The organism is Chromobacterium sp. IRSSSOUMB001 (assembly GCF_023507765.1).
In the GTDB taxonomy this organism is placed as follows: Bacteria; Pseudomonadota; Gammaproteobacteria; order Burkholderiales; family Chromobacteriaceae; genus Chromobacterium; species Chromobacterium haemolyticum.
This window is the reverse complement of record NZ_JALCYU010000003.1, coordinates 182,104-206,559: the sequence shown is the minus strand read 5'-3', so window position 1 is coordinate 206,559 and position 24,456 is coordinate 182,104. Positions and strand designations below refer to the sequence as shown.

Below are 24,456 nucleotides of genomic sequence, written 5' to 3'. Positions count from 1 at the left end.
CAGCGGTTATTGCGCCGCACCATGTTGTTTTTTTGCGATTTGCTGTCGTAAATTGAAACATTCGTTTCAGTTGCGCGCTTACTTCTTCCTCTCGTCCCTGACCAGCCTATCCAGTTCGCGGATGCGCGCTTCGATTGAGGAGCGCAGGTAGAAATCGTCGCCCTTGGCCTTGCCGGCCAGTTGGAACTGCTCCATAGCCGGCTGGTAGCGCTGTTCATAATAGAAGGCGTTGCCCAGCGCCGCGTGGTAACGCAGCGGATCGCGGTCGGCGTACAAACTGGCCTGCCGCCGATACAGGCCGGCGTTGTCCGGATGGCGCCCCAACTGAGTCTTGATCAGGCTCAGCGCCCCCTGGCTGTCCCCGCTGGCGACGGCGACGTCGATGTCCAACAGTTGCAGCGACAAGCTCTGCGGAAAACGGACCAAACCCGCGCGCGCCGCGTTGCGGGCGGCGGGCCAGTCCTTGCGTTCGCGCTCTATCGCCACCTCCAGCCCCCGCAGCATCGGGTGGTCTGGTAGCTTGGTCCGCGCCTTGGCCAGCGCCTGACGCGCGCCGGCGATATCGCGCTGGCGCAGCTTGACCTGAGCCAAGCCGTACCACTGCGCGCCCTCGTTCAGATACAGACCTCGGTCCAGCGCCGCCTCGTAATAGCGCTGCCCTTCGTCCGGCGTCAGCGTCGCGGCGCGCAGTTTCTCGCGCACCAGCAGGTAGTCCACGCTGTCCGCGCGCATCTTCACCGGGTAGTCCAGCGCGCGGTTTTCCGCTTCGCTGATGCGCTCCAGCGTCACCGGGTGGGTGCGCAGGAAGGCCAGCGCCGCGTTGTCGCTGTAACGCTCGTTCTGCTGCAGCTTCTGGAAGAAGGCCGGCATGCTGCGCACGTCGAAACCGGCCTGGCTCATATACTGCATGCCGACACGGTCGGCTTCGCGTTCGAAATCGCGCGAAAACGCCAACTGATTGGAAATCGACAGGCCCATGCCGGCGGAAACCACGCCCATCGCGCCCTGGCCGCTGCCGGCCTTGGCCGCCAGCGCCGCGGCGATGATGGTGCCCAACAATAGCAAGGGGCTGGTGGCGCTGCTGGCCGCCTTCATCCGCGCAATGTGGCGCTGGGCGACGTGGGCGGTTTCATGCCCCAGCACCGAGGCGAGTTCGCCTTCGCTCTGGGTCGCCAGCAACAGGCCGATATTGATGCCGATATAGCCGCCGGGCATGGCGAAGGCGTTGATGCCGCTGTCGTTGACACAGAAATAGGTGAAACTGACGCCGGGCAGCTTGACGCCGCTGGAGAGCCGGCCGCCGATATCGTTGAGGTAATCATTGACTTCCTGATCGTCGACGATGTCCCCCGCCTCCAACATCGCGCGCCAGGCCTGCCGGCCAATGCGGTTTTCATCCGCCAGCGTTAGCGAGGCATCCGACACCTCGCCCAGATCGGGCAAATCGGCATAACTGACGGACGGGTGCAACAAGCTCAGCGCCAGCACGCCGGCCAGCAAGGTCTGTTTGGTCATCCGGCTATGATAGCCATGATCCGCCCCAAGTTGCATGAGGCGACGCAACATCAACTGTCAAAGAGTATGAGCTTCCCCGCCTCCCCGCCGCGGCGCGGCCAGCGCTTCCCAGGCGGCTTGCGCGCTCAAATGCACGCGGCCGGCGAAGCCGGCCAACAGGCCGCCGCTCTCCATGCGCTGCGTCACCGGCCCCTTGATCTCGGCCAGATGCAGCGTCACGCCGCGCGCCGCCAGCTCGGCGTCCAGCCGCGCCAGCATCAGCAAAGCGCTGGTATCCACGCGATTGACCGCGCTCATGATCAACACCAGCCGTGTCGCCCCCGCCTGGGCGGCCAGCCGGCGCAACACCTCGCCCCGCACCTGGCGGGCGTTGCCGAAAAACAGGCTCTCGTCCACGCGCAAAAACAGCGCGCCGGGCAGGCTCTCGACGGCAAAGCGCAGCCGGTTGCGAAAATGATGGCTGCCCGGCAGCCGGCCCAACTCGGCGATATGCGGCCGGCTGCTGCGCCACAACATGGCGGCCAGGGACATCAGCACACCGGCGACAATGCCGGAGTCCACTCCCAGCCACAGCACCAGGATGAAAGTCAGCGCGAAGGCCGCCACGTCGGCGCGGTCGATTCGCCAGGCCAGCCTCAGGCTGTCGAAACGTATCATGGCGCTGACCGATGCGATGATCATCGCCGCCAGCACCGCCAGCGGCAGCAAGGCCAGCGCGCCGGCGGCGAAGCTGGCCAAGAGCATGATGCCCAGGGCGGCCACCACCGAGGCCAGTTGAGTCTGGGCGCCGGCCTCCGCGTTGACCATGGAACGCGTGAGTCCGCCGGTGACCGGAAAACCGCCGGACAGCCCGGCGCCGATATTGCACAGCCCCAACGCCAGCAATTCCCGGTCCGGATCCACTTCATCTCCGCGGCGCTGCGCCAGCGCCTGAGCCACCGCCAGGCTCTGCACGTAATTGATCAAAGCGATGAAAAAGGCCGGCAGCGCCAACTGCGACCACTGATCCAAACTCAAGCCCGGCCAAGTCGGGGCCGGCAGACCCGGCGGAATCTCGCCCACCACCGGCAAGGCGGACCGCAGACCCAGGCCCGCCACCAGCGCCATGCCCAACAACACCGCCAGCAGCGGCGCCAAACGCAGCCAAAGCTGCCGCGCCGGCCCGCCCAGGCCGCAGCGGCGCAACAACGGCTCGCCCAACCAACGCGCCACCAACAGCATGGCCAGCGCCGTAGCGCCAAACAGCAGCGCCAACGGGTTAAGCCCGTCCACCGCCTTCCACAGCCCGGCCAACAGTTGCGGCAAGGATGCGCCGCCAGCCTGCACGCCCAGCAAGGGGCCCAATTGCGATAGCACAATCAGCAAGGCCGACGCCGAAGTGAAGGCCGCCAGCACCGGCTCGGACAATAGATCGGCGATGAAACCCAGCCGCAGCAGGCCAAGCGCCGCCAACATCGCCCCGGACAACAGCGCCAGACCGATGGCCAGCGCCAGATAATCGCCCGAGCCCGGTTCGGCCAACCGCGTCAGCGTGGCCGCCACCAATAAGGAAGTCATCGCCATCGGCCCCACCGACTGCGCGTGACTGCGCCCGGCCAATGCGTAAATCAGCAAGGGGGCGATGCTGGCGTACAGGCCCGCCTGCGCCGGCAAGCCTGCCACCAGCGCATAAGCCAGACCTTGCGGCGCCAGCAACAAGGTCACCACCAGGCCCGCGCCCAAGTCCCCCGGCAAATAGGCGCGCCGATAGCCGCGCAGCCAGCCCGGCAGCCCAAACCTCATCCGCGCCGTTCCCATCGTCCGGCCAGCCACAGGCCGGCCGCCATCGCCGGCAAAAACCAAGCGCTCTGCGGCAACGCCATGCCGCCCAACAGCAAGGCCGGTCCCGGACAGATGCCGGCCAATCCCCAACCAACGCCAAACAAGAGGCTGCCGCCGATTAAGCGGCGCGTCAGCGGCGTCTTGGCCGGCAATTGCGTCGGCTCGCCCAGCAAGGCGCGCGGGCGGCGCTCGGCCAGACGGAACGCCGGCCAGGCCATGGCGACGGCTCCGGCCATCACCAGCGCCAAGCTGGGATCCCAGGCGCCGCCCAGATCCAGAAAAGCCAATACCTTGGCTGGATTACCCATGCCGGACAACAACAAGCCCAGGCCGAACAACAGGCCCGCGCCCGCCATAGACAATAAGCGTTTCCACTCCGCCGTCATCTTCATGCACCCCAATGTCCGAGCACCGCCGCCGTAACGAAACCGGCAAACATAAAAGCCGCCGTCGCCGCCAGCGAACGAGGCGACTGCCGCGCCAGACCGCAAACGCCGTGGCCGCTGGTGCAGCCGGAGCCTAAGCGCGCGCCGATGCCCACCAACAAGCCGGCAACCAACAAGCGCGCGCCGCCGGCTTCCACGCTGACAGCGGGCCATTCCCCAACGCCCAGACGCCACAAGGCCGGCGCCGCCATCAAGCCCAAGAGAAAAACCAGCCGCGCGCGCCAGTCCGCACGCCCATCCAACAGGCCGGCCGCCATGCCGCTGATGCCGGCGATGCGGCCATGCAGCAAGACCAGCCAGCCCGCCGCAGCCCCGATCAATACTCCGCCCATTAAAGCAGGCCACGGCGTGAAGGCCGCCCAATCCACCGTCATCGCGCCTCTCCCTCGGGCCGGTCGGAGCAAAACAGCGCGTGCAAGGCGTTCAGCAAAGCCAAGGCGTCAGCGCTGGCCACGCTGTAATAAACCCATTTGCCTTCACGCCGGGTCGCCACTAGGCCTTCATTGCGCAACACACCCAACTGCTGCGACAAGGAGGGCTGTCGGATGCCGGTCAAACGCTCCAGTTCCGACACCGACTTTTCCCCGTCCACCAGTTGGCACAGCAATAGCAGCCTGTCCTCGTTGGCCAGGCCCTTCAACAACAAGGCGGCGCGGCCGGCATTGGCGCGCAGCATGTTCAAATCCATATTCGTTCTCCCGCCGCCGGCATCCGGCGTCGCAAACATTATGTTTTATAATATAATGTAAATCAACTAACTGTTACCGCCGCGCCACACGGTCCATGCGCCGCCACATGGCCTATCAGTCACCATCGCGCCGGGAAAAACTGTTGTAGACTCAAGGCCATGAACCTATTTCCAGCCGCGGCGCCGGCCCGGCCATCCAGCGCCATGCCCTCGACTCGACTCCCGCCCGCCCCCAGGCAACTGGTGCACGAACGCGGCATTCCCGCCTTCGGCGTATATCAGGGCATCATCGACCGGCTGGACTGGCACGCGCTGAAAACCACGCCCTATCAACGGCTGACACGCAGGCTGCATCACAAACGCTGGCAATACGCGGCTATCGCCCATCCGGCCTTTTTCATCGGCGTCGCCATCGTCGACGTCGGCTGGACCGGCACCGCCTTCGCCTATCTGTTCGACCGCAAGAGCGGCGCGATCATCGCCGCAGCCAGCGCCAATGGCCTGCCGGGTTTCTCCACGCAAATAGAAGACCGCGCCTTCGGCGACGCCGCCTTCCAGGCCGGCCGCTGCCGTCTGAGTTTTCGCCGCGACGGCGAACGGCTGGAACTGGCGGTGGACTCCCCTCAGTTGAAAGTGGCCGCGCATATCCAATTGGCCGACATGCCGCCGGTGCTGGCGGTGATTGCGCCGGCCAACTGGCTGGCCCATTCCACCCATAAAAGCGGCGGCCTCAGAATCAGCGGCTTCGCCGACTGCCAAGACCGGCGCTATTCCCTGGACGGCGCGGTAGCATCGCTGGACTACTCCAACGGCCTGCTGGCGCGGGAAACCCGCTGGCGCTGGGCCAGTGCGCATTCTCTGGAACTGGGTTTCAATCTGCAGCAAGGCTATATGGGCGACACCGAGAACGCCGCCTGGTTGCGAGGCAAACTGATCCGGCTGGGGCCGGTAAGCTTCGACTACCAACCGGACGACCCGCTGCAAGGCTGGCGCATACGCAGCGACAACGGCTTGCTGGACCTGAACTTCGCCCCGGAGGGCGCGCGGCGCGAAGACAAGAACCTGCTGATCGCCGCCAGCCGCTATGTGCAGCCCATCGGCCGCTTCAACGGCCAGATCCAGGATCCGGACGGCGGCGCCGTCCATGTGGTGAGCGACTTGCTAGGCGTGACCGAGGACCATCTGTCGCGTTGGTGAACGTAGCCCGCTCAATGCGGCACGCCTGCCACCTTTCGCCGGCATTAACTGGAGTTCATCGCAATTCCCTGCCGTAACTAGGGAAATTCCTAGTTCGCAAAAACACAAGACCGGCTTGAGCAACAGTGGTAGGATGCGCCCGCAACCGAGTATTCTCTCTAAACGACCAAACGAAACAAACCTTCAGAGCCTGTCCATGATCCTTTTTGCGCCCGTGCTCTAGAACGCTCATGAACAGACTCTCAGTAGGAGATTGCCATCATGGATAGATTAAGCGCTTTGCTCGAACACAATCGCCACTTTGTGGAAAACCGCGAATACGAGCAATTCAAGACCGACAAGTTTCCCGGCAAGGGTCTCGCCATCCTGGCCTGTATGGACGCGCGGATGGTGGAACTGCTGCCCAAGGCCATGGGCCTGAAGAACGGCGACGCCAAGCTGATCAAGAATGCCGGCGCGCTGATCACCCATCCATGGGGATCGGTGATGCGCAGCCTGATCATGGCAGTGTACGAACTGCGCGCCGACGAAATTTGCGTGGTCGCCCACCGTGACTGCGGCATGCGCGCGGTCGACCCGCAGCGCGTGCTGGACCACGCGATGGAGCGCGGCGTGTCGGAAGACACCATCACCACGCTACGCGCGGCCGGCATCGACCTGGACGGCTGGCTGAAAGGCTTCGACAACGTGTCCGATAGCGTGCGCCACACCGTGCAGACCATCCGCAACCATCCGTTGATGCCTAAAGACGTGCCGGTGCACGGCATGGTGATCCACCCGTCCACCGGCCGGCTGGAAGTCATCGTCGATGGTTACCAGAACGAAGACACGCAGGAATAAGCCTGTGCGCCTAGGCCTGTTCGGCGGCACCTTCGACCCCATCCACAACGCCCACCTGCGCATGGCCGACGCCTTCGCCGCCGAGCTGGCGCTGAACAGGGTCAGGCTGATTCCCGCCGGCCGGCCCTATCACCGCAGCCAGGGCCCGCACGCCGCGCCGGCACAACGGCTGGCCATGGCGAAGCTGGCGGTGGCGGATCGGCCGCTGCTGTCGGTGGACGAACGCGAAGTGCGCCGGCCCGGCGCCGCCTACACCATAGACACCCTGGAAGAGCTGCGCGCCGAACTGGGCGCGGATGCCGAACTATGGTTTTTGATTGGCGGCGACTCGCTTGCCACGCTGCACACCTGGAAGCGCTGGGACGAACTGTTGCGTTTCGCCAACCTGGCCGTGGCCTTGCGTCCCGGCTTCGATCCGGCCTCGCTGCCGGTGCCGGTGCAAGCCTTGTGGCGCGCCCGGCAAGTCTCTGATTTTTCAAATCGAACCGCATCCGGTACAATCCGCCCCTTGGCCTTGCCGCCGGTGGACATCGCGGCCACCGACATCCGCCAGCGCCTGGCGCGCGGCGACGCGGTGGACGATGTGCTGCCGCCCGCGGTGCTGGCCTATATCCGCCAACACCGGCTATACCAGACAGTGTAGCCGCCGTGTCCGGCCACTTTCCGCCAGGCCGCCCGCAGTCGGCCGGCAGCGATTCACTTTAAAGCAATACGGCAGGCCTGCCGCCGCGCTGCGTGCGCCGGCCCCGCCCGCCATTTTGCGGCAGCTTTGCGCCGGCCCCGGCCAGCGCGAACCCCGCACAGGAAAAGGACATTATGGAAGTGCAAGACATTGCCAAGCTGGCGATCGAAGCCCTGGAAGACGTCAAGGGCAAGGACATCATCGAACTGGACACCAGCAAGCTGACCTCGCTGTTCCAATGCATGATAGTGGCCACCGGCGACTCCAACCGCCAGGTCAAGGCGCTGGCCAACAGCGTGCACGTCAAGCTGAAGGAAGCCGGTGTGGACATCGTCGGCAGCGAAGGCCATGAAAGCGGCGAATGGGTGCTGGTGGACGCCGGCGACGTGGTCGTGCACGTGATGCTGCCCGCCGTGCGCGACTACTACGACATCGAAGCATTGTGGGGCGGCCAGAAGCCCAGCTTCCTGCCGGCCGGCGGCCGTCCGTGGTCGGCCACCTGATCCGGCTGCGCTAAGGGCGTGTTTACGATCTCGCGAGCAAGAGCGAGACAAGGCGAAAACAGCTGAGAAAGCGGAATGGTCAAGTGGTACATGAGCATTTCGAGGACGGTTTCAACGCCGTATCGCCAACGCGTGGCAGGTCGTAAACAGGTTCTAAGCCGCTCATCGAAACGGGGACGCAAGTCCCCGTTTGCGTTTACTCCCCTGGCTCACTCACGATGAAAATCACTATTCTCGCCGTCGGCACCAAGATGCCGCGTTGGGTCGACGAGGCCTACGGCGATTACGCCAAGCGCTTTGGCCGCGACATCACGCTGGAACTGAAGGAAATCAAACCGGAGAAACGGGGCGGCGGCGTCACCGCCGAAAAAGGCATTGCCGCCGAGCACGAACGCTTGCTCGCCGCCATTCCTCCGCGCGCAAGGCTGGTGGTGATGGACGAGCGCGGCAAGAACTGGACGTCGGTGCGGTTGGCCGAAGGCCTGAAGGAATGGATGGCCGGCGGCGACGACGTGGCCTTCATCATCGGCGGCGCCGACGGCCTGGCGGCGGAATTGAAGCAGCGCGCCGACGTGCTGCTGCAACTATCGGCGATGACGCTGCCGCACGGGATGGTGCGGGTAATGTTGGCCGAGCAGATCTATCGCGCCTACTCCATTCTCAACAACCACCCCTACCACCGCGAATAAGAACCGGCTCACAGTCGGATCAAGCCGGCTGCGACGGTTGCGCCGCCGTCGGCGGCAAGGGCGGCGGCGTTAGCCCGGCCCACTCCACCGTCACCGTATCGTCGCGCAAAGGCAGCGCAGAGTCCTCTGCGCGCGCCAAGCTGGCCAGCCAGTTTTCATTGCCTGAGAAAATCATGACAGCTTCCTCCAGCCCTCATGTTGCAAACGCCGCTCAACCGCGGTGGCGGAACGTCGGCAGGCCACCACAGGGATGCCCAGCGCGTAAGCGCTGTCCCGATAATTGCGCATCACATTGTGCCCCAGGAAATCGGTGAGCAGGATCAATAGATCCGGCTTGCCCGGCAACGGCGCCTTGCGCTGATGCGCGACGTTGCGCCCGCAAATGTGGCGGGTGATCCGGATATCGTAGCTTTGCAGAACCGCCGGAATGTTCCCCAGGCTATCCGCGCCTATCAACAGGGCGTTCATCGGCCACCTCCTCTCTGCGCGGCGCGGGACGCGCCTTGACATACCCCCACTCTAAGCCGATGAAATAGCACAGTAAAGATATATAAAATTAGTTTTTTATTTCAAATAAGTATATAAATGCCGCAACGCACCGCCCCGCCTCTTCCTTGGGCGATAAATCGGCAAGTATTTGAAATTTCGGCGTAAAGCAAGCCCCCTCATTACAGCGGCGGCCGGCGCCCAACCCTGTCCTCCCGTCCTTAGTTTCAAGCAAGACTATCGACAGAAAAACCGAAACCCGCTACGCTGCGCACCCCCGGCTTATTCGCCCAACCCATTGATCTGTATATACAAATGAACGCAGTTCTTCTGGCCGTCATCATCATGCTCGGGCTGGCGCTATTGCGCACCCACGTCGTCATCAGCCTGCTGCTCGGCGCCTTGATCGGCGGCCTCAGCGGGGGCCTGTCCCTATCCCGCACGCTGGAAGCCTTCAATAACGGCATCACCGGCGGCGCTTCGGTAGCCTTGTCCTACGCCCTGCTGGGCGCCTTCGCGCTGGCCATAGCCAAATCCGGTCTGCCGCACGCAATGGCGGACCTAGCTGTCAAGCGTCTGGAGCGCGATAGCGGCCAGAGCCGCTTGAAATGGGCGCTGATCCTGTTGCTCGCACTGGTCAGCGTCGCCAGCCAGAACCTGGTGCCCATCCACATCGCCTTCATTCCCTTGCTAGTGCCGCCGCTGCTCTATGTGATGGCGCGGCTGCATCTGGACCGCCGCCTGGTCGCCTGCGTGATCACCTTCGGCCTGGTCACGCCCTATATGGTGTTTCCCGTGGGCTTCGGCGACATCTTTCTGAAGCAGATCCTGCTCGGCAACATCGCCAAATCCGGCATGGACGTGCGCGGCCTCAATGTGATGCACGCGATGGCGATTCCGGCGCTGGGCATGGTGGCCGGCCTGCTGTGGGCGGTGCTGGTCAGCTACCGCAAGCCGCGCCAGTACGCCCTGGGCAAGATAGAAAACGTTGAACGCACCCGCGCCAAGGTCAGCCGCAAGTCGCTGGCCACCGCCTTGCTGGCGATCATGCTGGCCTTCGCGGTGCAGCTGTACACCGATTCAATGATCATGGGCGCGCTGGCGGGCTTTCTACTGTTCCTCGCCACCGGCGTGGTGAAATGGAAGGACGCTGATGGTCTGTTCAATGAAGGCATGAAGATGATGGCGATGATAGGTTTCACCATGATCACCGCCCAAGGCTTCGCCGAGGTGCTGAAGGCTACCGGCCAGGTGGGAGCTCTGGTGACCGCCAGCGCCGGTCTGTTCGCCGGCAATCAGGGCGTGGCCGCCTTCGCCATGCTGCTGGTTGGCCTGGTGGTGACCCTGGGCATAGGCTCTTCCTTTTCCACCGTGCCCATCCTCACCGCCATCTACGTTCCGCTGTGCATGCACTTGGGCTTCTCGCCGCTGGCCACGGTGGCCATCATCGGCACCGCCGGCGCGCTGGGCGACGCCGGCTCGCCGGCCTCGGACTCCACGCTGGGGCCGACTTCGGGCCTGAACGTGGATGGCCAGCACGACCATATCCGCGACACCGTGCTGCCCACCTTCCTGCACTACAACCTGCCGGTGCTGGCGGCCGGCTGGATTGCGGCGATGGTGTTGTAGAATGGCCGGCATGGATGATCAAATCGATGCCCGCCTGGCCGAAATGGAAGTGAAGCTCGCCTTCCAGGACGAACTATTGGACGCGCTGAACGCCACCGTGGCGCGTCAGCAAAAAGACCTGGAACTGCTGCAACAGCAAATGCGCCTGCTCTACCAGCAATTCCGCCAAGCTCAGCCGGACGATAGCGCGTCCGGCCTCAGTCTGCGCGACGAACTACCGCCGCATTATTGAGGAGCAGGCGGTTCAAGCGCCTCGACGCCGCGACACCGTCGCCTCGATGTTCTTACGGCCGATCAACGGCGCCGGTTCCGGCATGTCCGGCGCGACGTCTCCCAGCCACTTGTACATAACCAGACAGTCCACCAGCCCCAGCCGCGCGTGACGATAAGCGCGCGGCAAACGGCCCACCGGCTCAAAACCCAGCTTGCGCCACAGAGCCACCGCCACTTCGTTGCTGGCCACGACCGAATTGAACTGCATCGCCAAAAAGCCGCTGTCCCGCGCCAATTTCTGAGAATGCTCGCACATCAGCCGCGCCACGCCTTTGCCGCGCGCCTCCTCGGCCACCATATAACCGCAGTTGCAGACATGGCCGCCCGGGCCGGCGGCGTTGGGCTTGAGGAAATACGAGCCCAACAGCGCGCCGTCTTCCTCCGCCACCAGTGTGTGCAAGGGCAGCCGCAGCCAAAGGTCTCGCGCCTGCTCCCACGTCATTTCCGGATCGAAAGCATAGGTCTCCCTAGCCGCCACCACCGCGTGGAACACGGGCCAGAAACGCTCGAAATCACCGTCGTTCATCGGTCGAATCGTAATCATGCCGCCTCCTGTTTCAGTTGCGCCGTCCCCGGCTTTCTGGTCATGCGACCGGACAACAAGCTGGCGCTGGCGATCAAGGCGCCGCCCGCCCATTCGCGCGGCGTCATCGCCTCTCCGGCCAGCAGGTAGGCCGACGCCGCCGCGAACAACAGCTCCATCAGCATCAGCGTCATTGTCTGCGTTGCAGGCAGAATAGACACCCCGTGCTGCGATATCACGCTGGTGCACAACAGGGTCACGCCCAGAATGCCCAATACCAGCCAACTTTGCGGCGGTATCTGCAGAATGCCGCCCAACTGCCCGGCCAGCGCCAGTTTGATCGCGCCAATGGACGCCACGCCAAACCAGATCGACGCCGACTTGACCGGCACCGGGATGGACTGGGCGCCTCGACTGATCACATTGCCCAGCGCAAAGGCCATGCCGCCGGACAGAGCCAGCCATTCATAGCGATGGCTGAGCGGCAGTTCGCCGGCGAACAAGCCGGGCCGATAAATAAAGATGAAGCAGCCAAGCAGCGACAAGGCCACCACCAGCCAGCCGCTGCGGGTCAAACGCTCCTTCAGGATCAGCCGCGACAGGAACACCGTCCACAAAGGCGACAGGTAGAACAAGAGCAAGACCCGCATCACCTGCCCCTCGGACACCGCCCAGGTATAGCTGTAGTTGCACCAGCCAAACACCGCGGTCAGCACCAGCAACACCGGCTGTAGCCGGAACTGGCGGCGATAGACGTCGAAAAAGGTGATCACACCCAGAGTGATCGCCACCAGATACACCACCAGCGAGGTCATCGCCACGCTGACGCCGCTTTGATTGAGGCTACGGAACGGATACCACATCAGCCCCCACACCAGCGCAGTGGTCAGAATGCCGGTGGTGGCCAGAAACTTTTGTTTTACAGGTGTCATTGCTGTTCTTAAGATGTTCGCTGTTCGTTTGCTTGCGCCCGCTTTTCTGGAGATACCCGTGAACCCTCGCCTGGCCCAATTGCAGCCCTACCCGTTTCAACGCCTGCGCGCGCTGCTCGCCGGCGCAACGCCGCCCGCGGACAAGGCGCACATCAACTTGTCGATAGGCGAGCCCAAGCACCCGACGCCGGCGCTGGTGGAACAAGCGCTGATCGACAATCTGGGCGGCTTGTCGCAATACCCGGCCACGCTGGGCAGCGAAGCGCTGCGCCAGGCCTGCGCGGCCTGGATGCGGCGACGTTACGATCTGAACCTGGATGCGCAAAGCGAGATACTGCCGGTCAACGGCAGCCGTGAAGCCTTGTTTGCTTTTGTGCAGACAGTGATCGACGCAAGCGTTGAGCCGGCGCCGGTAGTGATATCCCCGAATCCTTTTTACCAGATTTACGAAGGCGCGGCACTGTTGGCCGGGGCCGAACCCTACTATGTCAACTGCCTGGCCGAACAGCGCTTCCAGCCGGACTGGAGCCAGGTACCGGAAACAGTGTGGCGGCGTACCCAGCTGGTGGTCGTGTGCAGCCCGGGCAATCCCACCGGCGCGGTGATGTCGCTGGCCGATTGGGAAACCTTGTTCCAGTTGTCGGATCGCTACGGCTTCGTCATCGCCAGCGACGAGTGCTATTCCGAAATCCACTTTGGCCGCCCGCCGCTGGGAGGGCTGGAAGCGGCGCGCAAGCTGGGCCGCGGCTTTGAACGGCTGGTCATGTTCACCAGCCTGTCCAAGCGCTCCAACGTCCCCGGCATGCGCTCCGGCTTCGTCGCCGGCGACGCGGCGCTCCTGGCGAAATTCCTGCTCTACCGCACCTACCACGGCAGCGCGATGAGCCTGGCGATACAGGCGGCCAGCGTGGCGGCCTGGAACGACGAGGATCACGTGGAGTCCAACCGGGCTCAATACATCGCCAAGTTCGACGCGGTCACCCCGCGGCTGGCGATGGGGCTGGAGGTGCGCCGCCCGGACGCCAGCTTCTACCTGTGGGCCAAGGTGCCGGACGGGAATGATGTAGACTTCGCCAAGGCGCTGTTCGCCGAAGAACACGTCACCGTGCTGCCGGGCAGCTACCTGGCGCGCGAGGCTCACGGCGTCAACCCCGGCGCCGGCTATGTCCGCGTCGCGCTGGTGGCCACGCTGGAAGAGTGCGTGGCCGGCGTCGAGCGCATCGTCGCCTTCGCCGAACGCAAACAGCGCCAGACCCCCTGAATCTACGCGGCCCGCCACCGGCGCGGCCGCTTGAAAGCGAATTGAATGACGACTTCCATCCATATTGCCAAAGGACTGAACACCATGCATCCGATCCAAACCCTGATCGAAGAAGCGTTTGAGAAGCGCGCCGAGATCACGCCCGCCACCGTCTCCGCCGAACTCAAGGCCGCCATCGGCCAGGTGATCGCCGAACTGGACGCGGGCCGCCTGCGCGTGGCGGAAAAACAGGGGGCCGACTGGGTGGTGAACCAGTGGGTGAAGAAGGCGGTGCTGCTGTCCTTCCGCATTCGCGACAATGAACTCTCCGACGACGGCGTCAACCGCTACTTCGACAAAGTCGACACCAAGTTCGCCGACTGGACGCCGGCCCGCTTCCAGGAAGCCGGTTTCCGCGTGGTGCCGGGCGCGGTGGCGCGCAAGGGCAGCTTCATCGCCAAGAACACCGTACTGATGCCCTCCTACGTCAACATCGGCGCCTACGTCGACGAAGGCGCGATGGTGGACACCTGGGCCACCGTCGGCTCCTGCGCCCAGATCGGCAAGAACGTGCACCTGTCCGGCGGCGTCGGCATCGGCGGCGTCTTGGAGCCGCTGCAGGCCAACCCCACCATCATCGAGGACAACTGCTTCATCGGCGCGCGTTCGGAAATCGTCGAAGGCGTGATCGTCGGCGAAGGCTCGGTGATCTCCATGGGCGTCTACATCGGCCAGTCCACCAAGATCTACGACCGCGAAACCGGCGAGATCAGCTACGGCCGCGTGCCGCCGGGCTCGGTGGTGGTGTCCGGCAACCTGCCCAGCAAGGATGGCAGCCACAGCCTGTACTGCGCGGTGATCGTTAAGAAAGTGGATGCGCAGACTCGCAGCAAGACCAGCATCAACGAACTGCTGCGCGGCGTGTAAGCCCCTTCCGTCCGCCGGCTCGGGCGGACAGTCGGCACGCCCGCTGTCCGCCTCTCCCCGCCTCCTCCGCGCCGCCGGCCGCATTGCAATGCAGCATATTTGCATCGCAAACACCGTTGAAATTTGGCTAGTTCACGACAAGTCTATAAAATCTCCAGTTCGAAAAGAATCGGCAAAAAAGCGGCCGCTCTCCAAGAACCGCTCATCCAAGGCAAAGCTTGGGTGACAGGCTTCAAGAGCCGCTTTGCCTGAACGGCCCGCCATCGCACCGCTCCGGGCCCGCCGTTTCAACCGAAGCCGTTCGCGGCTTCACGCATGCTATCTGGAAACTTTGTGTCTTCTGACAATTTCATTGAATTCAGAAACGTCAGCTTCGCCTATGGCGAGCGGCCCATTCTGAAAAACCTCAACCTCGCCATTCCGCGCGGAAAGCTGGTGGCCGTCATGGGCGGCAGCGGCAGTGGCAAGACCACGCTGCTGCGGCTGATCTCGGGCCAGAACCGTCCGCAAAGCGGCGAAGTGCTGGTTGACGGCAAGAGCGTCGCCAAGATGAGCTCCGCCGAACTTTATCAACACCGCCGCCGCATGGGCATGCTGTTCCAGTTCGGCGCGCTCTTCACCGATCTGTCGGTGTTCGACAACGTCGCTTTCCCCATTCGCGAGCACACCAAGCTGCCGGACAGCATGATCCGCGACCTGGTGACCATGAAACTGGAGGCCGTTGGCTTGCGCGGCACCCAGCAGCTGATGCCCGCCGAGCTGTCCGGCGGCATGGCGCGCCGGGTGGCGCTGGCGCGCGCCATCGCGCTGGACCCCCAACTGATGCTCTACGACGAGCCCTTCACCGGCCTGGATCCGATCTCGCTGGGCGTGATCGCCCACCTGATCAAGAAGCTCAACAACGCGCTGGGCACCACCGCGGTGATGGTCACCCACGACGTGCACAAATCGCTGGAGATCGTGGACCACGTGCTCTTCGTCGCCGGTGGCGAGATCGTCGCCCAAGGCACGCCAGACCAAGTGCGCAACTCGGATTCGCCATGGGTTCACCAGTTCATCTGGGGCGAAGCCGACGGTCCGGTGCATTACGCCTACCCGGCGGAGCGCTCGCTCGCCGAGGATCTGGGACTCAACGGAGGCCCCCATGCTTGATTTGATCGCGGCGCCCCTGCGCAAGCTCGGCCACCTTACCATCAACGCTGTCTGGCGGTTGGGCTTCGCCTGCCGCTTCCTCGTGGCCATCCTGAGGGGCAGCGGCCAGAGCCTGCTGCGGCCGCAGTTGACCATACGCGAGGTCTATTTCGCCGGCGTGATGTCCTTGATCATCATCCTGGTGTCCGGCCTCTTCGTCGGCATGGTGCTGGGCCTGCAAGGCTACAGCACCCTCGCCAAGTTCGGCTCGGCCGACGCGCTGGGCGCGGTGGTGGCGCTGGCGCTGCTGCGCGAGCTGGGTCCGGTGCTGGCCGCGCTCTTGTTCGCCAGCCGCGCCGGCAGCGCGATGACGGCCGAAATCGGCCTGATGAAAACCACCGAGCAACTGGACGCGATGAGCGTGATGGCGGTCGATCCCATCGCTCGCGTGGTGGCGCCCCGCTTCTGGGCCGGCGTCATCTCCATGCCCATCCTGGCCGCGCTGTTCAACGTGGTCGGCATTTTTGGCGGCTACCTGGTGGGCGTGGTGATGATAGGCCTGGATGTCGGCACGTTCTGGTCGCAGATGCAGGCCAACGTCGACCTGCATTTCGACGTGGTCAACGGACTGATCAAGAGCCTGTGCTTCGGCGTCGCCGTCACCCTGATCGCCGTGTTCGAAGGCTACGACGCCACTCCGACGGCCAGCGGCGTGTCCGCCGCCACCACCCGGACTGTCGTCACCTCCGCATTGGTCATTCTGGCGCTGGATTTCATCCTGACCGCCTTCATGTTCTAGGAAAAACCCGAATGAAACGCTCTACTATTGACTTGTGGGTAGGCATTTTCGTGGCGCTGGGCATTGCCGCCGTCACCTTCCTGTCGCTGAAAGTGGCCAACCTGGTCCCGCAAAGCGCTAACCAGACCTATGTGCTGTACGCCGACTTCGACAATGTCGGCGGACTGAAGGTCAAAGCGCCGGTCAAGGAAGCCGGTGTGGTGATCGGACGCGTGGCCGACATCCGGCTCAACCCGAAAACTTATCGCGCCCGGGTGACTCTGAATATTGACAAGGCCTATCAGATCAGCGACGACGCCAGCGCGTCCATCCTGACCGCCGGCCTGCTGGGTGAACAATATATAGGCATGCTGCAAGGAGGCTCGGAGACCAATCTGGCCCCGGGAGGCACCATCACCATCACTTCCTCCGCCATGGTGCTGGAACAATTGATCGGTAAGTTCATGACGGGCTTTACCGATAGCAACAAGAGCGCTGACAAATAGCGCGGCACAAAGACGGGGCACCCCGCAACAAACTGCCGGCCGGCGAGCCGTCCGCGCCGCCGGCTTACTCGCAATTGATTGGAAAAACGATGAAAAAACTGCTCGCATTCTGCTGTCTGCTGTTCGGCCTGTCCGCTGTGGCCCAAGCCGCCGGCGACGCCCCCACCGATGTAATCAAAGACGCATCCCGGCAGGTTCTGGAAGTGCTGAAACAGGACAACGGCAAGAACACCAAGCAAATCCGCCAGCAGGCGGAAGCGGTGGCGGTGCCGATGTTCGACTTCCCGCGCATGACCGCGCTGGCCGTGGGCCTGGGCTGGCGTCAGGCCAGCGCCGAACAGCGCGCCCAACTGACTCAGCAGTTCCAGACCCTGCTGGTGCGCACCTATTCCGCCACCATGACCCGTTTCAAAACCGCTCAGGTCGACGTCAAGCCCAATCCGTTGATGAGCAACGGCGACCGCGACGCCACGGTGAAAACCACGGTCAGCCTGCCGGGCAACGCCAATCCAGTAGCGGTGGACTACTCACTGAACAAGGGCCCGCAAGGCTGGAAGATCTATAACGTGAGCGTGGAAGGCGCCAGCCTAGTCACCGTCTATCGCAATTCCTTCAATGAAGAAGTGCGCAAAAACGGCGTGGACGGTCTGATCAAGCTGCTGCAGAACAAGAACGCCGCTCCGGTGGCCGCGGCGCCCGCAAATAAGGGCAACGGCTGATGTTGGAGCGCACCGCCCCCGGTCAGGCGCGGCTCAGCGGCCGGCTGAACATGGATAGCTGCGGCCCGCTGGCCGCGCCGCTGGCCAAGCTCGCCGGTGAAGCGCCGTTGCGCCTGGACTTGTCCGGCATAGCCGGAGCCGATTCCGCCGCGTTGGCTCTGCTGCTCGGCGCGCGCCGCGCCGCCGACGCCGCCGGCCACGCCCTGTCCCTGGAAAACTGGCCTAGCGGGCTCAGCGCTCTGCTCGACCTTTACTCGCTGGCGGAATTGTTGTCCGCCCCAGCGGCGGAAGCGGAATGATATGCGGAGAGGATTTATGTCGTCCCTGAAACCCGCGCTGACCGGCCTGGCGCTATCGCTGCTGCTGGCCGGCTGCGCCAGCAATCCAACGGTGCCTTACGACCGCTTCGAGCCGTACAACCGCGCCATGTACCAGGTCAACGACACCGCTGACCGCTACGTGATCAAGCCCGTGGCCGAAGGCTACAAGGCCGTCACGCCGTCGCCGGTGCGCACCGGCGTCAGCAATTTCTTCGACAACCTCAAGGATGTCTACAGCGCGCTGTCCAACGCCTTGCGCGCCGAACCGGAAAAAGCGCTGAACGACGTGATGCGGGTGGCGATGAACACCGGCTTCGGCCTGTTCGGCCTGATCGACATCGCCAGCCAGGCCGGCCTGAAGAACAACAAGACCACCCTGGGCGACACCTTCGCCGCCTGGGGTTGGCATGACAGCAACTATCTGGTGCTGCCCTTCTTCGGCCCGTCCACCGTGCGCGACGGCACCGGCCTGACCGCCTCGCTGGCCGGCCCCGGCCCGGAGAAGATGTTTTACGACACTACCTGGCAAGCGGTGGGCTTTTACGGCCTGTACGGCGTGAACACCCGCGCCCGCTACCTGGGCGTGGAAGCCATGCTCAACACGGCGGCGCTGGACCCGTACACTTATACCCGCGACGCTTATATGCAGCTGCGCGCACAGCAGCTGGGCCTGCCCAACCCGACCCAGGCCACCGACAATTTCAACCTTGACGAGCTGGTGGACTCCCCGGCCGGCAAGCAGGACAGCTCGGTGCCGGCTATGGCCGCTCCCGACGCCAAGGCCGCGGCCTCCGCCGCGCAGTAAATCCGCACCCTCCGCTGCCGGCCGTCTCAACAAGCCGGCAGCGTTCTTTTTCATTTCTCAACAGGAAACGCCATGAGCAATCTGCCAGCCTGTCCGCAATGCAACTCCGAATACACCTATCAGGATGGCGCGATGTATGTCTGCCCGGAGTGCGCGCACGAATGGAACGAGCAAGCCGCCCCCGCCGAAGAAACCCGCGTGATCAAGGACGCCAACGGCAATGTGCTGCAAGACGGCGACAGCGTCACCGTGATCAAGGACCTGAAAGTCAAAGGCTCCTCGCTGGTGGTGAAAGTAGGCACCAAGGTGAAGAACATCCGCCTGGTCGACGGCGATCACGACATCGATTGCAAAATCGACGGCATCGGCGCGATGAGCCTCAAGTCCGAATTCGTCAAGAAAGCGTAAAACCCGCGCGCCAAAACAAAACGCCACGGCCTGAGCCGTGGCGTTTTTCATTGCCGGGGCAAAGCTTAAGCTTAACTGATCCGTTCGATCAGCGCGCCCACCGCACCCAGCTTCTTCTCGATATGCTCGTAGCCGCGGTCCAGGTGGTAGATGCGATCGACGATGGTCTCGCCCTCGGCCACCAGGCCGGCGATCACCAGGCTGGCCGACGCGCGCAGATCGGTGGCCATCACTGTGGCGCCGGACAGCTTCTCCACACCCTTGATGATGGCGGTGTTGCCTTCCACTTCGATGTTGGCGCCCATGCGGTTCAGTTCCGGCACGTGCATGAAGCGGTTCTCGAAAATGGTTTCGGTCACCACGCCGGCGCCCTCGGCCACACAATTCAGCGTCATCAACTGCGCCTGCATGTCGGTGGGGAAAGCCGGGTAAGGCAAGGTGCGGAAGTTCACCGCCTGCGGACGGCGCTTCATGTCCAGCGAGATCCAGTCGTCGCCGCACTCCACCACCGCGCCGGTTTCCGCCAGCTTGTCCAGCACCGCTTCCATGCTCTTAGGCGCGGCGTTGCGCAGCACAATGTGGCCGCGTGTCATCGCGCCGGCCACCAGGAAGGTGCCCGCCTCGATCCGGTCCGGCATCACCGCATAATCTGCGCCGTGCAAACGCTCCACGCCCTCGATTACCAGCCGGTCGGTGCCGATGCCGCTGATCTTGGCGCCCATCGCCACCAGACAGTTGGCCAGATCGGTCACTTCCGGCTCGCGCGCGGCGTTTTCCAGCACCGTGGTGCCTTCGGCCAGCGTCGCCGCCATCAGCAGGTTCTCGGTACCGCCCACGGTCACCATGTCCATGATGATGCGGGCGCCGCGCAGGCGGCGGGCCTTGGCCTTGACGTAGCCGTGCTCGATGCTGACCTCGGCGCCCATCGCCACCAGGCCCTTGATGTGCTGGTCCACCGGTCGGCTGCCAATGGCGCAGCCGCCCGGCAGGGACACCGTGGCCTCGCCGAAGCGCGCCAGCGTCGGACCCAGCACCAAAATGGACGCGCGCATGGTCTTCACCAGATCGTACGGCGCCACCAGGCTGTCCAGATGGCCAGCGGTGATTTCCATCTCGTGCACATTATCGGTCATCACCCGCACCCCCATGCCCTGCAACAGCTTCTGGGTGGTGGCGATATCGCGCAACATCGGCACATTGGTGAAACGCATGGTGTCGCCGGTCAGCAGGCTGGCGCACAGGATGGGCAGGGCGGCGTTCTTGGCGCCGGAAACGCGGATCTCGCCGTTAAGCGGACCGTTGCCGATGATTTTCAGTTTATCCATGACGGATCAGCCTTGCAGTTTTTGCCATTCGTCCGGCGTGGCGGCCTTGACGATGGACAGAGCGTGAATTTCATTGCTGGCCAGGCGGGTGGCGATCACCTCCTTGACCAGGCGGTGGCGATCGATCAGGCGCTTGCCCTCGAAAGCCGCCGACACGATGGTGGCGTAGAAGTGGTGGCCATCGCCCTCCACTTCCAGGTGGGTACAGGCCAAACCGGCCTCGATGTATTCTTTGACTTGTTGCGGAGTAATCATGAGAAATCCCGTGGATACGCCTTAATGGCGCAGTTTATAGCCAGATTTGATCAGCCACAGCGTCAGGCCCGACAAGACGGCGAAGCTGCCGCCCACCACCCCGGCCGATAGCCAGGGGCTGACGTCGGCCTGGCCGAAGAAGCCGTAGCGGAAGCCGTCTATCATGTAGAACACCGGGTTCAGATGAGACGCGGCGTACCAGAACGGAGGCAGGCTGTTGATCGAATAGAACACGCCCGACAGGAAAGTCAGCGGCATGATCAGAAAGTTCTGGAAAGCGGCCAACTGATCGAACTTTTCCGCCCAGATGCCGGCCAGGATGCCCAGCGCGCCCAGCACACCGCAGCCCAGCACAGCGAAGACCAAGGCCCACAACGGCTGCGCCGGCAGCGGCAGGCCGAACCAGCCGGTGATCAGCAAGACCCCGGCGCCCACGGCCAGGCCGCGCACGACGGAGGCCAGCAGATAGGCGCCGAAAAACTCCACCGCGGTCAGCGGCGGCAACAGCAGAAACACGATATTGCCGGTGATCTTGGACTGGATCAGGCTGCTGGAGCTGTTGGCGAAGGCGTTTTGCGCCATTGACATCATCGCCAGGCCTGGAATCAGAAAGGCGGTGTAGCTGATGCCAGGGTAAGCCTCGACATGGCGCGACAGCACATGGGCGAAGATCAACTGATACATCAGCGCGGTCAATACCGGCGCGGCCACGGTCTGAAACGCCACTTTCCAGAAGCGGACCAGCTCTTTCTTAAATAGGGTCATGAAGCCGGTCATGGCTGCGGCCCTCCATTCATCATCTTGACGAACACGCTTTCCAGATCCGTCTCCACCACGTTCAGTTCGCGTACTTCCACCGCCGCTTCGCGCAGCGCGGTCAGCACGGACTCCAGCTGGCCCAGATGCTCCAGCTGCAACACCACGCGGCGGTCTTCGTCGCGCAGCTTCAGAGGCAGCAGCGCCGTCGGCAACTCGCCGGACAACAGCAGCGCCACTTCGCGACGCGCGCTGTGCGCCAGCAGCTTGTCCTTGCTCTCCAGCGCCACCAGCCGGCCTTTCTTCAACATGGCGATGCGCGAGCACAAGGCCTCGGCTTCTTCCAAGTAATGGGTGGTCAGCACGATGGTGTGGCCGGCGCGGTTCAGTTCCTGCACAAACACCCACAGGCTCTGGCGCAGTTCAACGTCCACGCCGGCGGTGGGTTCGTCCAGCACAATGACCGGCGGGCGGTGCACCAAGGCCTGGGCCACCATCACCCGGCGCTTCATGCCGCCGGACAGCGCGCGCATATTGCTGTGCGCCTTGTCCGCCAGGCCCAGCTTGAACAGCAGTTCGTCTATCCAGTCGTCGTTGCGGCCCAAGCCGAAGTAGCCGGACTGAAAACGCAATGTTTCGCGCACCGACAAGAAGGGATCGAACACCAGTTCCTGCGGCACCACGCCCAGCGCCTTGCGCGCGGCGCGGAAATCGCCGACCACGTCGTGGCCCATGATGCGGATGGAACCGCAGTCCGGCCGCGACAAGCCGGCCATCGCGGAAATCAACGTGGTCTTGCCCGCGCCGTTGGGACCGAGCAGGGCGAAGAATTCGCCGGGGGCGACGGTGAAGCCCACCTGGTCCAGCGCCTGCAGCTGGCCATAGCGCTTGCTCACCGCCTGAATTTCAATAGCCTGGGGCATGAGAGAGGTAACACCGGCAACGCCGCGCGGCGCAAGCCGCCAACGACGCTAATGGTTTGACAAAAAAGGTCAATTATAGCGCTGGGCTACGTTTGAGGGGAGAGTTCTTCCATCACTTCCGGCAAGAAAATGCCGCGATAGACATACTGCAACAGTTGCGTGGCATTCTCGCCCAAATTGGTCTGGCTGCCGTCCGCCAGCCAACGGTTGATCAGGCCGTGGTGCATCGATTGCAACACCTCGGCCACCGTTTCCGGATTCACGTACGGCAAGGTCTGGCCGGCATCCACCGCCATTTGCACCACCAGGGTCAACTGCTCGCGGGTTTCTTGCATATGTGCAACACACTCGTCGTGAATGGGGGCCAGCTCGCCGACATGCTCGCTCCGCATAAACAGAATGAGTAAAATACGACGAACCTGTGGGTTATCCCCAATCATGGTCAGCAGCCGGTGGCTATGGTTCCACAAGGCCAGTGCCGGACTCGAGTGTGCCGTTCTCAACAATTGCTCACAGATGTCATCAAACTGTCCGCTCATCCTGTCCAGCATTGCCCGGTACAAGTCCAGCTTGTTCTGGAAATGCCAATACACAGCGCCGCGCGTCAATCCTGCCGCGCTGGCGATGTCGGCCAGTGTCGTTTTGGAGACACCCTTCTCGCTAAAGAGCTGCTCCGCCGTATCCAGCAGCAAATGCCGCGTTTGTTCGGCTTCTTCCCGGGTTTTGCGTGCCATGTTGAACGTATCGCTGATCAAGGAGTCTGTCGGAAGCCCGCACCATAACACAATGCGTCGCTGGAAGCATTTTACATACGTACACGCATGTATGTAAAATGTCGCGATCCGATACCGATCAATTTCCACTATCAAAGAAAAATTGCAGTACCTTTTACTTATAACACTCATATCTCCACATTCCTGAGGACATCCCATGAAGATGCAAGGAAACACCTTCGCCCAGAAAGGCGGGCAATGGCTGTTGCTCACTGCCTTGGCCGCCAGCCTGATGGCCTGCGGTCAAAAAGACGACAAGCATGCCGGCGCCATGCCGCCGATGCCGGTGGGCGTGCTCGAGATCGCGCCTAGCGATGTGCCCGTCTCTTTCGAATTCGTCGGCCAAGCCGCCGGTTCGCGCGAAGTGGAAGTACGCGCCCGTGTGGGCGGCATTCTGCTCAAGCGCGCCTACACCGAAGGCAAGCCGGTGAAACAAGGCGACTTGCTGTTCCAGATCGATCCGGAGCCGTTGAAGGCGACGCTGGACCAGGCCCAGGGCAATCTGCAAGTGCAACAGGCTCAGTTGGTGCGCACCAAACAGGATTACGACCGCATCACCCCGCTGTTCAAGGAGAACGCGGTCAGCCAAAAAGACCGCGATGACGCGGTCAGTGCTTACGAGGCCGCCAAGGCGTCCGTCGCAGCCGCCCAGGCTCAGGTGCAGCAGGCCAAGATCAATCTTGGCTACGCCCGCGTCACCGCGCCGATTTCCGGCATGACCAGCCAGGAAACCCGCTCCGAAGGCAGCCTGGTGTCCACCACAGCCGACGCCAGCCTGCTGACCAAGGTGTCCCAGCTGGACCCGATCTACGTCAACTTCAGCATGTCCGACAACGACATGATGAATCTGCGCAAGATGCAGGATTCCGGCCAATTGAAGCTGGCCGCCAACGGCCACTTCAACGTGCAGCTGAAGCTGACCGACGGCTCCACCTACGGCAAAAGCGGCCGCTTGAACTTTACCGACAGCTTGGTTGACGCCAGCACCGGCACCATCCGCTCGCGCGCCACTTTCGCCAATCCGGACGGCGGCATCCTGCCCGGCCAGTTCGTGCGCGTGATCCTGCAAGGCGCCAAGCGCAGCAACGCCATCGCCGTGCCGCAGCGCGCGGTGCTGACCTCGCAGCAGGGCAAGATGGTGTGGGTCGTCGGCGCCGACAACAAGGTGCAGCCGCGCCCCATCACCGTGTCTCAGGATGTGGGCCTCAACGTGCTGGTGGAAAGCGGCCTGAAAGCCGGCGACAAGGTGGTGGTGGACAACATCATCAAACTGCGCCCGGGCGCGGACGTGAAACCGCATCCGTTCAAGGCCGACGCCAGCGCGCCCGCCGCCGCGCCCAAACAATAAGGCAAAGGGGTAACCATT

General features: G+C 63.3%; 31 protein-coding genes. 17 read left to right on the top strand and 14 right to left on the bottom strand.

The genetic code is table 11. From position 1 onward, the window contains the following. Positions 1–78 precede the first annotated feature (78 nt). From MOV80_RS05280 to MOV80_RS05260, 5 genes are read right to left on the bottom strand one after another with little or no spacing between them, the layout of a single operon-like run. Entirely contained in the window at positions 79–1,515 is a 1,437-nt protein-coding gene (locus MOV80_RS05280; protein ID WP_107732101.1) for a M48 family metalloprotease, read from the bottom strand. A gap of 57 nt (positions 1,516–1,572) precedes the next feature. Next, on the bottom strand, positions 1,573–3,297 hold the full coding sequence (locus MOV80_RS05275) for a SulP family inorganic anion transporter (RefSeq protein WP_118268441.1): 1,725 nt from the start codon (positions 3,295–3,297) through the stop codon (positions 1,573–1,575). Beyond that, entirely contained in the window at positions 3,294–3,728 is a 435-nt protein-coding gene (locus tag MOV80_RS05270) for a DUF6691 family protein (RefSeq protein WP_232060448.1), read from the bottom strand. Before MOV80_RS05270 ends, MOV80_RS05275 begins: the two co-directional genes overlap by 4 nt. Beyond that, positions 3,725–4,156, bottom strand: a complete 432-nt coding sequence (locus MOV80_RS05265) for a YeeE/YedE (protein WP_107732102.1) — start codon at positions 4,154–4,156, stop codon at positions 3,725–3,727. Before MOV80_RS05265 ends, MOV80_RS05270 begins: the two co-directional genes overlap by 4 nt. Continuing rightward, positions 4,153–4,470, bottom strand: a complete 318-nt coding sequence (locus tag MOV80_RS05260; RefSeq protein ID WP_043636749.1) for a metalloregulator ArsR/SmtB family transcription factor — start codon at positions 4,468–4,470, stop codon at positions 4,153–4,155. Before MOV80_RS05260 ends, MOV80_RS05265 begins: the two co-directional genes overlap by 4 nt. Positions 4,471–4,629: 159 nt before the next feature. Between MOV80_RS05260 and MOV80_RS05255 the strand changes: the two genes are divergently transcribed. The 5 genes from MOV80_RS05255 (at position 4,630) to rlmH (ending at position 8,381) form a co-directional block, all read left to right on the top strand. Beyond that, entirely contained in the window at positions 4,630–5,667 is a 1,038-nt protein-coding gene (locus MOV80_RS05255) for a DUF2804 domain-containing protein (protein WP_198001614.1), read from the top strand. 261 nt (positions 5,668–5,928) lie between these two features. Next, positions 5,929–6,507: a carbonic anhydrase gene (locus MOV80_RS05250; RefSeq protein WP_039754719.1), complete on the top strand. Its 579-nt coding sequence runs from the start codon at positions 5,929–5,931 to the stop codon at positions 6,505–6,507. A 4-nt stretch (positions 6,508–6,511) separates the two neighbouring features. Then, entirely contained in the window at positions 6,512–7,150 is a 639-nt protein-coding gene (gene nadD, locus MOV80_RS05245; protein WP_019101318.1) for a nicotinate-nucleotide adenylyltransferase, read from the top strand. A 173-nt stretch (positions 7,151–7,323) separates the two neighbouring features. After that, the gene (gene rsfS / locus MOV80_RS05240) at positions 7,324–7,692 is read left to right on the top strand and encodes a ribosome silencing factor (RefSeq protein ID WP_019101317.1); all 369 of its coding nucleotides are present in this window, start codon (positions 7,324–7,326) and stop codon (positions 7,690–7,692) included. Between the two features lie 218 nt (positions 7,693–7,910). After that, on the top strand, positions 7,911–8,381 hold the full coding sequence (rlmH, locus tag MOV80_RS05235) for a 23S rRNA (pseudouridine(1915)-N(3))-methyltransferase RlmH (protein ID WP_019101316.1): 471 nt from the start codon (positions 7,911–7,913) through the stop codon (positions 8,379–8,381). A 19-nt stretch (positions 8,382–8,400) separates the two neighbouring features. On the opposite strand, the gene MOV80_RS05230 is transcribed toward rlmH, so the two are convergent. Next, complete coding sequence (locus MOV80_RS05230; RefSeq protein ID WP_019101315.1) at positions 8,401–8,556, bottom strand: hypothetical protein; 156 nt, start codon at positions 8,554–8,556, stop codon at positions 8,401–8,403. After that, positions 8,553–8,849 carry a DUF2325 domain-containing protein gene (locus tag MOV80_RS05225; RefSeq protein ID WP_019101314.1) on the bottom strand — a complete coding sequence of 99 codons (297 nt, stop codon included), beginning with the start codon at positions 8,847–8,849 and terminating at the stop codon, positions 8,553–8,555. Before MOV80_RS05225 ends, MOV80_RS05230 begins: the two co-directional genes overlap by 4 nt. Before the next feature lie 333 nt (positions 8,850–9,182). On the opposite strand from MOV80_RS05225, the gene MOV80_RS05220 reads away from it, so the two are divergent. Then, positions 9,183–10,496: a Na+/H+ antiporter NhaC family protein gene (locus MOV80_RS05220; protein ID WP_019101313.1), complete on the top strand. Its 1,314-nt coding sequence runs from the start codon at positions 9,183–9,185 to the stop codon at positions 10,494–10,496. A 10-nt stretch (positions 10,497–10,506) separates the two neighbouring features. Next, positions 10,507–10,728, top strand: coding sequence for a SlyX family protein (locus MOV80_RS05215; protein ID WP_039754724.1), 222 nt, complete (start codon positions 10,507–10,509; stop codon positions 10,726–10,728). A gap of 12 nt (positions 10,729–10,740) precedes the next feature. Here the strand turns inward: MOV80_RS05215 and MOV80_RS05210 are convergent, their stop codons facing one another. Continuing rightward, on the bottom strand, positions 10,741–11,313 hold the full coding sequence (locus tag MOV80_RS05210; RefSeq protein ID WP_039754717.1) for a GNAT family N-acetyltransferase: 573 nt from the start codon (positions 11,311–11,313) through the stop codon (positions 10,741–10,743). Next, complete coding sequence (locus MOV80_RS05205) at positions 11,310–12,224, bottom strand: DMT family transporter (RefSeq protein WP_019101310.1); 915 nt, start codon at positions 12,222–12,224, stop codon at positions 11,310–11,312. Before MOV80_RS05205 ends, MOV80_RS05210 begins: the two co-directional genes overlap by 4 nt. A gap of 58 nt (positions 12,225–12,282) precedes the next feature. On the opposite strand from MOV80_RS05205, the gene dapC reads away from it, so the two are divergent. From dapC to MOV80_RS05160, 9 genes are all read left to right on the top strand, one after another. Further along, positions 12,283–13,485: a succinyldiaminopimelate transaminase gene (gene dapC / locus MOV80_RS05200; protein WP_043589434.1), complete on the top strand. Its 1,203-nt coding sequence runs from the start codon at positions 12,283–12,285 to the stop codon at positions 13,483–13,485. An 84-nt stretch (positions 13,486–13,569) separates the two neighbouring features. Continuing rightward, entirely contained in the window at positions 13,570–14,391 is an 822-nt protein-coding gene (dapD, locus tag MOV80_RS05195; protein WP_039754722.1) for a 2,3,4,5-tetrahydropyridine-2,6-dicarboxylate N-succinyltransferase, read from the top strand. Positions 14,392–14,724: 333 nt separating this feature from the next. After that, entirely contained in the window at positions 14,725–15,543 is an 819-nt protein-coding gene (locus tag MOV80_RS05190; RefSeq protein WP_019101307.1) for an ABC transporter ATP-binding protein, read from the top strand. Continuing rightward, positions 15,536–16,321: a lipid asymmetry maintenance ABC transporter permease subunit MlaE gene (gene mlaE / locus MOV80_RS05185; protein ID WP_107732104.1), complete on the top strand. Its 786-nt coding sequence runs from the start codon at positions 15,536–15,538 to the stop codon at positions 16,319–16,321. The genes MOV80_RS05190 and mlaE overlap by 8 nt, the downstream gene beginning before the upstream one ends. Positions 16,322–16,332: 11 nt before the next feature. Beyond that, entirely contained in the window at positions 16,333–16,806 is a 474-nt protein-coding gene (gene mlaD / locus MOV80_RS05180) for an outer membrane lipid asymmetry maintenance protein MlaD (protein ID WP_019103827.1), read from the top strand. Between the two features lie 89 nt (positions 16,807–16,895). Continuing rightward, positions 16,896–17,525, top strand: a complete 630-nt coding sequence (locus MOV80_RS05175; RefSeq protein ID WP_019103826.1) for an ABC transporter substrate-binding protein — start codon at positions 16,896–16,898, stop codon at positions 17,523–17,525. Then, positions 17,525–17,824: an STAS domain-containing protein gene (locus MOV80_RS05170; protein ID WP_019103825.1), complete on the top strand. Its 300-nt coding sequence runs from the start codon at positions 17,525–17,527 to the stop codon at positions 17,822–17,824. The genes MOV80_RS05175 and MOV80_RS05170 overlap by 1 nt, the downstream gene beginning before the upstream one ends. 16 nt (positions 17,825–17,840) lie before the next feature. Then, positions 17,841–18,650, top strand: a complete 810-nt coding sequence (locus MOV80_RS05165) for a VacJ family lipoprotein (RefSeq protein WP_249604884.1) — start codon at positions 17,841–17,843, stop codon at positions 18,648–18,650. 72 nt (positions 18,651–18,722) lie between these two features. Continuing rightward, a complete protein-coding gene (locus tag MOV80_RS05160; RefSeq protein WP_043589429.1) occupies positions 18,723–19,058 on the top strand; it encodes a zinc ribbon domain-containing protein YjdM in 336 nt (111 codons plus the stop codon). 71 nt (positions 19,059–19,129) lie between these two features. Here the strand turns inward: MOV80_RS05160 and murA are convergent, their stop codons facing one another. The 5 genes from murA to MOV80_RS05135 form a co-directional block, all read right to left on the bottom strand. After that, positions 19,130–20,383 (bottom strand): UDP-N-acetylglucosamine 1-carboxyvinyltransferase, encoded by a 1,254-nt coding sequence (gene murA, locus MOV80_RS05155; protein ID WP_019103822.1) that lies wholly within the window; start codon positions 20,381–20,383, stop codon positions 19,130–19,132. 6 nt (positions 20,384–20,389) lie between these two features. Next, positions 20,390–20,638, bottom strand: a complete 249-nt coding sequence (locus MOV80_RS05150) for a BolA/IbaG family iron-sulfur metabolism protein (protein ID WP_019103821.1) — start codon at positions 20,636–20,638, stop codon at positions 20,390–20,392. Between the two features lie 21 nt (positions 20,639–20,659). Continuing rightward, positions 20,660–21,415: an ABC transporter permease gene (locus MOV80_RS05145; RefSeq protein ID WP_019103820.1), complete on the bottom strand. Its 756-nt coding sequence runs from the start codon at positions 21,413–21,415 to the stop codon at positions 20,660–20,662. Then, positions 21,412–22,317: an ABC transporter ATP-binding protein gene (locus tag MOV80_RS05140; RefSeq protein ID WP_118268443.1), complete on the bottom strand. Its 906-nt coding sequence runs from the start codon at positions 22,315–22,317 to the stop codon at positions 21,412–21,414. Before MOV80_RS05140 ends, MOV80_RS05145 begins: the two co-directional genes overlap by 4 nt. Positions 22,318–22,403: 86 nt before the next feature. Then, on the bottom strand, positions 22,404–23,051 hold the full coding sequence (locus MOV80_RS05135) for a TetR family transcriptional regulator (RefSeq protein ID WP_039754261.1): 648 nt from the start codon (positions 23,049–23,051) through the stop codon (positions 22,404–22,406). 196 nt (positions 23,052–23,247) lie between these two features. On the opposite strand from MOV80_RS05135, the gene MOV80_RS05130 reads away from it, so the two are divergent. Further along, positions 23,248–24,438: an efflux RND transporter periplasmic adaptor subunit gene (locus MOV80_RS05130; protein ID WP_240333843.1), complete on the top strand. Its 1,191-nt coding sequence runs from the start codon at positions 23,248–23,250 to the stop codon at positions 24,436–24,438. Positions 24,439–24,456: the final 18 nt, after the last annotated feature.

What these genes read in the sequence shown, in the direction of transcription:
- MOV80_RS05280 (WP_107732101.1), bottom strand. Translation starts at nt 1,515, where the DNA reads ATGACCAAACAGACCTTGCTGGCCGGCGTGCTGGCGCTGAGCTTGTTG.
- MOV80_RS05275 (WP_118268441.1), bottom strand. Translation starts at nt 3,297, where the DNA reads ATGAGGTTTGGGCTGCCGGGCTGGCTGCGCGGCTATCGGCGCGCCTAT.
- MOV80_RS05270 (WP_232060448.1), bottom strand. Translation starts at nt 3,728, where the DNA reads ATGAAGATGACGGCGGAGTGGAAACGCTTATTGTCTATGGCGGGCGCG.
- MOV80_RS05265 (WP_107732102.1), bottom strand. Translation starts at nt 4,156, where the DNA reads ATGACGGTGGATTGGGCGGCCTTCACGCCGTGGCCTGCTTTAATGGGC.
- MOV80_RS05260 (WP_043636749.1), bottom strand. Translation starts at nt 4,470, where the DNA reads ATGGATTTGAACATGCTGCGCGCCAATGCCGGCCGCGCCGCCTTGTTG.
- MOV80_RS05255 (WP_198001614.1), top strand. Translation starts at nt 4,630, where the DNA reads ATGAACCTATTTCCAGCCGCGGCGCCGGCCCGGCCATCCAGCGCCATG.
- MOV80_RS05250 (WP_039754719.1), top strand. Translation starts at nt 5,929, where the DNA reads ATGGATAGATTAAGCGCTTTGCTCGAACACAATCGCCACTTTGTGGAA.
- rsfS (WP_019101317.1), top strand. Translation starts at nt 7,324, where the DNA reads ATGGAAGTGCAAGACATTGCCAAGCTGGCGATCGAAGCCCTGGAAGAC.
- rlmH (WP_019101316.1), top strand. Translation starts at nt 7,911, where the DNA reads ATGAAAATCACTATTCTCGCCGTCGGCACCAAGATGCCGCGTTGGGTC.
- MOV80_RS05230 (WP_019101315.1), bottom strand. Translation starts at nt 8,556, where the DNA reads ATGATTTTCTCAGGCAATGAAAACTGGCTGGCCAGCTTGGCGCGCGCA.
- MOV80_RS05225 (WP_019101314.1), bottom strand. Translation starts at nt 8,849, where the DNA reads ATGAACGCCCTGTTGATAGGCGCGGATAGCCTGGGGAACATTCCGGCG.
- MOV80_RS05220 (WP_019101313.1), top strand. Translation starts at nt 9,183, where the DNA reads ATGAACGCAGTTCTTCTGGCCGTCATCATCATGCTCGGGCTGGCGCTA.
- MOV80_RS05215 (WP_039754724.1), top strand. Translation starts at nt 10,507, where the DNA reads ATGGATGATCAAATCGATGCCCGCCTGGCCGAAATGGAAGTGAAGCTC.
- MOV80_RS05210 (WP_039754717.1), bottom strand. Translation starts at nt 11,313, where the DNA reads ATGATTACGATTCGACCGATGAACGACGGTGATTTCGAGCGTTTCTGG.
- MOV80_RS05205 (WP_019101310.1), bottom strand. Translation starts at nt 12,224, where the DNA reads ATGACACCTGTAAAACAAAAGTTTCTGGCCACCACCGGCATTCTGACC.
- dapD (WP_039754722.1), top strand. Translation starts at nt 13,570, where the DNA reads ATGCATCCGATCCAAACCCTGATCGAAGAAGCGTTTGAGAAGCGCGCC.
- mlaE (WP_107732104.1), top strand. Translation starts at nt 15,536, where the DNA reads ATGCTTGATTTGATCGCGGCGCCCCTGCGCAAGCTCGGCCACCTTACC.
- mlaD (WP_019103827.1), top strand. Translation starts at nt 16,333, where the DNA reads ATGAAACGCTCTACTATTGACTTGTGGGTAGGCATTTTCGTGGCGCTG.
- MOV80_RS05175 (WP_019103826.1), top strand. Translation starts at nt 16,896, where the DNA reads ATGAAAAAACTGCTCGCATTCTGCTGTCTGCTGTTCGGCCTGTCCGCT.
- MOV80_RS05170 (WP_019103825.1), top strand. Translation starts at nt 17,525, where the DNA reads ATGTTGGAGCGCACCGCCCCCGGTCAGGCGCGGCTCAGCGGCCGGCTG.
- MOV80_RS05165 (WP_249604884.1), top strand. Translation starts at nt 17,841, where the DNA reads ATGTCGTCCCTGAAACCCGCGCTGACCGGCCTGGCGCTATCGCTGCTG.
- MOV80_RS05160 (WP_043589429.1), top strand. Translation starts at nt 18,723, where the DNA reads ATGAGCAATCTGCCAGCCTGTCCGCAATGCAACTCCGAATACACCTAT.
- murA (WP_019103822.1), bottom strand. Translation starts at nt 20,383, where the DNA reads ATGGATAAACTGAAAATCATCGGCAACGGTCCGCTTAACGGCGAGATC.
- MOV80_RS05150 (WP_019103821.1), bottom strand. Translation starts at nt 20,638, where the DNA reads ATGATTACTCCGCAACAAGTCAAAGAATACATCGAGGCCGGTTTGGCC.
- MOV80_RS05145 (WP_019103820.1), bottom strand. Translation starts at nt 21,415, where the DNA reads ATGACCGGCTTCATGACCCTATTTAAGAAAGAGCTGGTCCGCTTCTGG.
- MOV80_RS05140 (WP_118268443.1), bottom strand. Translation starts at nt 22,317, where the DNA reads ATGCCCCAGGCTATTGAAATTCAGGCGGTGAGCAAGCGCTATGGCCAG.
- MOV80_RS05135 (WP_039754261.1), bottom strand. Translation starts at nt 23,051, where the DNA reads ATGGCACGCAAAACCCGGGAAGAAGCCGAACAAACGCGGCATTTGCTG.
- MOV80_RS05130 (WP_240333843.1), top strand. Translation starts at nt 23,248, where the DNA reads ATGAAGATGCAAGGAAACACCTTCGCCCAGAAAGGCGGGCAATGGCTG.